The sequence below is a fragment of the Streptomyces sp. NPDC007917 genome, from assembly GCF_042959105.1.
Taxonomy (GTDB): Bacteria; Actinomycetota; Actinomycetes; order Streptomycetales; family Streptomycetaceae; genus Streptomyces.
The window spans coordinates 119,709-126,013 of sequence record NZ_JBIBKK010000031.1; the positions used below are offsets into that span (position 1 = coordinate 119,709).

The 6,305-nt window shown below is 71.6% G+C and carries 4 protein-coding genes and 1 rRNA gene; 3 read left to right on the forward strand and 2 right to left on the reverse strand.

Features of this window, described 5'->3' with window-relative positions; all coding sequences use genetic code 11:
* Positions 1-160: 160 nt before the first annotated feature.
* Entirely contained in the window at positions 161-2,194 is a 2,034-nt protein-coding gene (locus tag ACFZDL_RS39735; protein ID WP_353591681.1) for an acetoacetate--CoA ligase, read from the forward strand.
* 97 nt (positions 2,195-2,291) lie between these two features.
* Positions 2,292-3,314, forward strand: a complete 1,023-nt coding sequence (locus tag ACFZDL_RS39740; RefSeq protein WP_353591680.1) for a hypothetical protein — start codon at positions 2,292-2,294, stop codon at positions 3,312-3,314.
* Between the two features lie 97 nt (positions 3,315-3,411).
* Here ACFZDL_RS39740 and ptsP read toward each other — a convergent pair whose 3' ends face one another.
* Both ptsP and ACFZDL_RS39750 read right to left on the reverse strand, forming a co-directional pair.
* Positions 3,412-5,082 (reverse strand): phosphoenolpyruvate--protein phosphotransferase, encoded by a 1,671-nt coding sequence (gene ptsP / locus ACFZDL_RS39745; protein ID WP_353591905.1) that lies wholly within the window; start codon positions 5,080-5,082, stop codon positions 3,412-3,414.
* A gap of 97 nt (positions 5,083-5,179) precedes the next feature.
* Positions 5,180-5,629, reverse strand: a complete 450-nt coding sequence (locus tag ACFZDL_RS39750) for a PTS glucose transporter subunit IIA (RefSeq protein ID WP_353591679.1) — start codon at positions 5,627-5,629, stop codon at positions 5,180-5,182.
* Positions 5,630-6,220: 591 nt separating this feature from the next.
* Here ACFZDL_RS39750 and ACFZDL_RS39755 point away from each other — a divergent pair.
* Positions 6,221-6,305 (forward strand): 16S ribosomal RNA (locus tag ACFZDL_RS39755); the annotation flags it as partial.

Here is a 6,305-nt window from a genome sequence, read left to right on the forward strand (position 1 = left end):
CGTGCGCGCGGCGTTCAACTGCCGTTCACCCGTGGTCCCCACACATCCCCACCGCCCTCTCTATGGAGTGGCGGCCCTGGTGCACAAGTCGATCACATGGCATCGTCCTGAAGGGACACACCATGCGCATCCGCGCACGCCGGGAGCCGGGAGCCGAGAGATGACCACCGCAGCGCACCCAGACCACCTGCCGCGCCCCCTGTGGCAGCCCGGTCCCGAGCGGATCGCCCGCGCCCAGCTCACCCGCTTCCACACCTGGGCGGCCGAGCGCCACGGTGCCCCCGCACCCGTCCCCGGCGACCCGGCGGCGAGCTACGCGGCGCTGCACCGCTGGTCCGTGACCGAACTGGCGCGCTTCTGGCAGGCGGTCGCCGAGTGGTTCGAGGTGCGCTTCGCCACCCCGTACGAGACGGTGCTCGCCGACGCCACCATGCCCGGCGCCCAGTGGTTCCCCGGCGCCACACTCAACTACGCCGAACACGCGCTGCGCGCCGCCGAGGACCCCGCCCGCGCCGCCGAACCCGCGCTGCTCCACGTCGACGAGAGCCATGAGCAGCGGCCGGTCGGCTGGGCCGCGCTGCGCGGCCAGGTCGGCGCGGTTGCCGCCGAGCTGCGCCGGCTGGGCGTACGCCCCGGAGACCGGGTCAGCGGCTACCTCCCCAACATTCCCCAGGCGGTCGTCGCGCTCCTGGCCACCGCCGCCGTCGGCGCCGTATGGACCTCCTGCGCCCCCGACTTCGGCGCGCGCAGCGTCCTGGACCGCTTCCAGCAGGTCGAGCCGGTGGTCCTGTTCACCGTGGACGGCTACCGCTACGGAGGCAAGGAGCACGACCGCACCGAGACCGTCGCCGAACTGCGCCGCGAACTGCCCACCCTGCGCGCCGTCGTGCACATCCCGCTGCTGGGCAGCCCAGCCCCCGAGGGCGCGCTGGAGTGGGACACCGTGGTCCGCGAGGAGGCGGAACCGGTCTTCGAGCAGGTGCCGTTCGACCACCCGCTGTGGGTGCTCTACTCCTCGGGCACCACCGGACTGCCCAAGGCGATCGTCCAGTCCCAGGGCGGCATCCTGATCGAGCACCTCAAACAGCTGGGCCTGCACTGCGACCTGGGACCCGGCGACCGGTTCTTCTGGTACACCTCCACCGGCTGGATGATGTGGAACTTCCTGGTCTCCGGCCTGCTGGCGGGCGCCACCGTCGTCCTCTACGACGGCAGCCCCGGCTACCCCGACACCGCCGCCCAGTGGCGTATCGCCGAACGCACCGGGACCACGCTCTACGGCACCTCGGCGGCCTATGTCATGGCCTGCCGCAAGGCCGGGGTCCACCCGGCCCGCGACTTCGACCTCTCGCGCGTCGCCTGTGTGGCCACCACCGGCTCCCCGCTGCCGCCGGACGGCTTCCGCTGGATCCACGACGAGTTCGCCGACGCCGGCCCGGGCGACATGTGGATCGCCTCGGTCAGCGGCGGCACGGACGTGTGCAGCTGCTTCGCGGGCGCCGTCCCCACCCTCCCGGTCCACATCGGGGAGCTGCAGGCCCCCGGGCTCGGCACCGACCTGCAGGCCTGGAACCCGAGCGGCGAGCCGGTGCTCGACGAGGTCGGCGAGCTGGTCGTCGCCCAGCCCATGCCGTCCATGCCGGTCCGCTTCTGGAACGACCCGGACGGCAGCCGCTACCGCGACAGCTACTTCGACATGTTCCCCGGGGTCTGGCGGCACGGCGACTGGATCACCCTCACCTCGCGCGGCACGGTCGTCATCCACGGCCGCTCCGACTCCACGCTCAACCGGCAGGGCGTACGGATGGGCTCCGCGGACATCTACGAGGCCGTCGAACGTCTCCCCGAGATCCGCGAATCCCTCGTCATCGGCGTCGAACAGCCCGACGGCGGCTACTGGATGCCGCTGTTCGTCCACCTCGCGCCGGGCGCCACCCTCGACGCCGGGCTGTGCGACCGCATCAAGCGCACGATCCGCGAACAGCTCTCCCCGCGCCATGTGCCCGACGAGATCATCGAGGTCCCCGGCGTACCGCACACCCTCACCGGCAAGCGGATCGAGGTGCCGGTCAAACGCCTGCTGCAGGGCACCACCCTGGACAAGGCCGTCAACCCGGGCTCGGTCGACGACGTGGAGCTGCTGCGCTTCTACGAGCGCCTGGCGCGCGAGAGGCCCGCCCAGCCGGACGCCTGACGACGCCGGCCCCCCGGCCCGAGCGCCGCCGAAAGCGCGTTGTCAGTGCCCCCGGTTACGGTGAGTGAGCACTGATCGACCGCGCTGAGGGGGAGTCATGGCGCACACCACACAAGGCGGCCCGCACCGGAGGGAGCGCACCGCGCGGCGCGCGCTGCGCAGAGAAGCGCCCAGCACCGTGGCGCTGCTGGCCGACGAGGAGGACTTTACGGCCATGCGGCGGTACGCGTCGTTCGCCTTCGACGATCACACCACGTATCTGCGGCAGACGGAGGGGCTGCTGCGGATGCTCGCGTCACAGGGCGTGCACACGTCCATCGCGCTGTTCGACCCCGTCGAGTACGAGGAGTTCTGCGCGGACTCCGGCATCGACCCCGACACCTCCGCCGCCCGCACCCGTTATACGGCCGAAGTCGCCGCCGCGGGACCGACCGTGAGCTACGAGGGCCAGCCGCTCGACCAGCTTCTGCTGCGGCTCATCGAGGCGGCCGAGCAGCAGGCCACCTGGGAGTACGCCACGGCCCTGCTGTCCCGCGCGGGCGGCTGCGGCTGCTCGGACGACCCGGGCCACGCCGCGTTCCGCCGCGCCCGGACCGCGCTGCGGCGACTGCTCGCGGCGGCCGGGCCCGGCCGCCACCATGCGGTGTGCAGCGTCCCGGCGAGCGATGTCCCGCTCGTGGCCGTGGTGCACGCGGAAGCGACGGGGGAGGGGCCGGTAGAGCTCGACGGCACCGAGGCCCTGATCTTCAGCACGGTGCTGGCCTGCGGGATCGCCATGAACGGCCCCGGCGGCGTCGTGCTGCGCACCACCGCGCCGGGTGCCCCGGACACGGTCCGCGGCTGGTCGCTGCACCAGGGCTGGCTGCGGCCGCTGAGCGAGGCGGAGGTCTTCAGCGCGTACTGCACGGACGCGGACACCGGCGAGCCGGTCCCGCCCGAGTACGGCGTCGAGTACCGGCCGGGCATCCCGCTGCCCGGCCCGGAAGACCCGGACGTCCCGGATGCCCCGGGCGTCCCGAACAGCCCGGACGACCAGGAGACCGGCACACCCGAGCCCACCGACCCGGGACCAGAGCCCACCGACCCGGAATCCGAGCCCACCGACCCGGAAGGGGAGTGACCCACCCGCCACAGACACACCAGGGGGCGCCCCACCGCACCAACCGCGGCGGGACGCCCCCTGGAGACGCCCTCGGGCAAGGCCTCAGCTCACCGGCTCACTCGCCGGACAGCACCGCCTGCGCGGCGACGCGCGCGTCCTCGGCGGTGTCCGCCGCGCGAGCCGCGGAAGCCGCGCGCTCGCACTGGGCGAGCGTGTGCTTGGCCAGCGTGGCGCGCACATACGGAATCGCCGCGGAGCCCATGGACAGGCTGGTGACACCCAGCCCCGTGAGCACGCATGCGAGCAGCGGATCGGACGCGGCCTCCCCGCACACGCCGCAGCTCTTGCCCTCGGCCCGCGCGGCCTCGGCCGACGCGGCCACCAGATCGAGCAGCGCCGGCTGCCACGGGTCCTGCAGCCGCGACACCGCGCCGACCTGGCGGTCCGCGGCGAAGGTGTACTGCGCCAGGTCATTGGTGCCCAGCGACAGGAACTCCACCTCCTGGAGGATCGAGCGCGCCCGCAGCGCGGCGGACGGAATCTCCACCATCGCGCCGAACTTGGCCCGCAGCCCCGCCTCCCGGCACGCGTCGGCAAACGCCTTGGCGTCGATCCGGTCGGCCACCATCGGGGCCATGACCTCCAGATAGACGGGCAGCCCCGCCGCGGCCTTGGCCAGCGCCGTCAGCTGCGTCCGCAGCACATCCGGGTGGTCGAGCAGGGTCCGCAGCCCGCGCACACCCAGCGCCGGGTTGGGCTCGTCGGCCGGCGTGAGGAAGTCCAGCGGCTTGTCGGCGCCCGCGTCCAGGACCCGCACCACGACCCGGCCCTCGGGGAACGCCTCCAGCACCTGGCGGTACGCCTCGATCTGCTTCTCCTCCGACGGCGCCTTGGCGCTGTCGTCGAGGAAGAGGAACTCGGTGCGGAACAGCCCCACACCCTCGGCCCCGGCCTCGACGGCCGCCGCGACATCCGAGGGGCCGCCGATGTTCGCCAGCAGCGGCACCTTGTGACCGTCCGAGGTCGCACCCGGCCCGGAGGACGCGGCCAGCGCGGCCTTCCGCTCCTCCGCCGCCCGGGCCAGCTCGGCCTGCTTCTCCGCGCTCGGGGACACGAAGATCTCTCCCGTGCTGCCGTCGACGGCGATCAGCGTCCCCTCGACCAGCTCACCGGCGCCGGGCAGCGCCACCACCGCGGGCACACCCAGGGCGCGCGCGAGGATCGCGCTGTGACTGGTCGGTCCGCCCTCCTCGGTCACGAACCCGAGCACCAGGGTGGGGTCGAGCAGCGCCGTGTCGGCGGGGGCCAGGTCCCGCGCGATCAGCACGTACGGCTGGTCGCTGTCGGGCACACCGGGCATCGGCACCCCCAGCAGCCGGGCCACGATCCGGTTGCGCACATCGTCCAGGTCGGCCACCCGCCCGGCCAGATACTCCCCGGCCCCGGCCAGCAGCGCCCGGTACGCGGCGAAGGCGTCGTACACCGCGCGCTCGGCGGTGCTGCCCACGGCGATACGCCGCTCGACATCGGCGATCAGCTCCGGGTCCTGCGCCATCATGGCCTGCGCCTCGAGCACGGCCTGTGCCTCGCCGCCCGCCAGATTGCCGCGCGCCATCAGATCGGCCGCCACAGCCTCGACCGCCTGGCGGGCACGCCCCTGCTCACGCGGTGCCTCGTCCGACGGAATCTGCTTCGCCGGCGGCTCCAGGACCGCGGTCCCCATGTGCCGCACCTCGCCGATCGCCACCCCGTGGCTCACGCCGACGCCTCGCAGCGTTGTCTCCATCACACCCGTCTCCGGTTCGATGCGACGGGATAACCCGCCGCGGTGGTTGTCTACTCGCCGTAACGGCCGATCGGACCGGCTCCGAACGGCAGTGAGCTCATGTCCAGCTGAAGAGAGTGTCGCCGGACTTCACATCCACATCCGCACTGACGTCCGCCAGTGATTCGGCGGTGGCCTCAAGCGCCACGACCGGGCAGACCGGCGACTTCCCGGCGGCCACCACGGCCGCGGGGTCCCACCGCACCACGGGGTCGCCGCGCCGCACGGTGTCGCCCTTGTTGATCAGCACCTCGAATCCCTCGCCGCCCAGCTGGACAGTGTCGATACCGAGGTGGGTGAGCACACCGTGCCCCTCCCCGTCGACGACGACGAACGCGTGCGGATGCAGCGAGACGACGATGCCGTCGACCGGCGCCACCGCCACGGAGGGTTCGAGCGCGGGGTCGATCGCGGTGCCGGGACCGACCATCGCCCCGGAGAACACCGGATCGGGCACGGCCGCGAGGCCGATCACACGCCCGGCGAGCGGGGAGGTCACGGTGGTCATAGGAAGCCTCCCAGGGGGTGGAGCTTTCGTCACGCACTGTCACCGCCTGTCCCGGGCAGCGCACTGCCCAGAAGCGTAAGTCATAGGAACGGCGGATTCCGCACAAGCTGTGCAGGCCGAAGGGCGCCCATGGGGCACCGAATCGATTTGCCACCGCTGCGCGAGGGTTGTACTGTCGTACCCCTGCCCCGGATGAAGCGCCGCAGTCCACTGCGGGAACATCCAGGTCGAGGCAGCGCCATCAGTCACCTGACGACAGATCTTCGGATCAGCTTTCGCATGCCTGCGAAAAGCACGGATTCGGAGAAACGAAATCGGTCTGATAGCGTGTGAAACACCGAAGGGAAGCGCCCGGAGAAACCGGTGAAACGGTTTCGAAGGAAGCGTCCGTTCCTTGAGAACTCAACAGCGTGCCAAAAGTCAACGCCAGATATGTTGATACCCCGTACGATCGGCCGATCTAAATTCGGATCGTCTGGTCGGACGAGGTTCCTTTGAAGAAACACACACAGCGAGGACGCTGTGAACGGGCCGGACTATTCCTCCGGTTCCGTTCCGCTCTCGTGGTGTTGCCGGGATTACCCGGAAGCATTCACGGAGAGTTTGATCCTGGCTCAGGACGAACGCTGGCGGCGTGCTTAACACATGCAAGTCGAACGATGAACCGGCTTCGGCT

Bases quoted from the DNA above. Each gene is read 5' to 3' on its own strand.
- ACFZDL_RS39735 (WP_353591681.1), top strand. From the start codon at position 161: ATGACCACCGCAGCGCACCCAGACCACCTGCCGCGCCCCCTGTGGCAG.
- ACFZDL_RS39740 (WP_353591680.1), top strand. From the start codon at position 2,292: ATGGCGCACACCACACAAGGCGGCCCGCACCGGAGGGAGCGCACCGCG.
- ptsP (WP_353591905.1), bottom strand. From the start codon at position 5,082: ATGGAGACAACGCTGCGAGGCGTCGGCGTGAGCCACGGGGTGGCGATC.
- ACFZDL_RS39750 (WP_353591679.1), bottom strand. From the start codon at position 5,629: ATGACCACCGTGACCTCCCCGCTCGCCGGGCGTGTGATCGGCCTCGCG.